This is a genomic window from Bartonella sp. AP58NXGY, assembly GCF_042195785.1.
Lineage (GTDB): Bacteria > Pseudomonadota > Alphaproteobacteria > Rhizobiales > Rhizobiaceae > Bartonella.
The window spans coordinates 1-912 of sequence record NZ_JBHIOY010000147.1 but is presented as its reverse complement, the minus strand read 5'-3'; the positions used below and the strand labels follow the sequence as shown (position 1 = coordinate 912).

Genomic DNA, 912 nt, shown 5'->3' with positions numbered 1-912 from the left:
ATATCAAGCGCTTTTTCTAACTCACGGTCTATATCATCATAAGTTTTCACTGCTTTCTCTGTACGCTTTTTAATTTTCACATTCACCTCATCTATTAAAGGTTCATAACTCAATACGCTTTTTGGTAAATCACCCCCATATATCCATGCTTTCACTTGCGCTTTGGTACTATAATCAACTTTGTTAGGCATCTCATGATCATGATACTGCCCACCGTCAAATTCCTCGTATTCTCTCATACCATCTTCATATTCATAGAGATTGTAAAAATACTCTGCTACCCCTAATCCCCATGGTACGTGACCAACCGCTGTTGCAATAAATTTTTTTTGCTGTCTTGATTTACGGTTTCTTAAAAACATTTGATTTAATATCCCCTTGCTTAAATCCATAACTTTACCGATGGGTTTATTTGCCTCATATTGGACCGTGCAGTAGCGTTTTTATTTTCAATGTGGTTTTTATCATAAAAATCTAAAATCGCTCTGTACGGTACTTTTTTAGCTGTTTAAACCCATATATCTAATCTCAAAACCATCAGCACTTTTCACTATTTTGCTGTTCTATTAGGTGACGTTAAATACAATTTTACAACTGATGCTTCTGACAAAAGATCTGCTTTCAAATTTCTGCAATAATCTGCAAGCTCTGCCCCTGTTGGCATAAAGGTTTTTGATAACCCCTTTGCTTCTCCACGTATAACGTCCTTAACAGCTCGTTTAAGAGCGTGCTCTGAAGCGTCTGCTAACGCTATGCTATAGTTCAAAGCGATAACATCAGAGTCTGTATTTGCCGGTATTTTGAGACCAGAAAGCAAATAAGCTGCCGCCCCGATATGTTCAACTGTAACTTGCCGTGAAAGCAGTGTTTGTAAGCGGTTACAATCTTGCAAAGTTTGCACTTCTTCCTCCT

Annotated in this window: 2 protein-coding genes; both read right to left on the bottom strand. The window is 37.7% G+C overall.

The features are described from left to right. Positions 1-362, bottom strand: a 362-nt coding sequence (locus tag ACFINC_RS10090; protein ID WP_375617128.1) for a hypothetical protein, incomplete at its 3' end; no start/stop codon positions are given. Between the two features lie 188 nt (positions 363-550). Next, positions 551-912: hypothetical protein (locus tag ACFINC_RS10085; RefSeq protein WP_375617127.1), on the bottom strand; the 362-nt coding region annotated here is incomplete at its 5' end.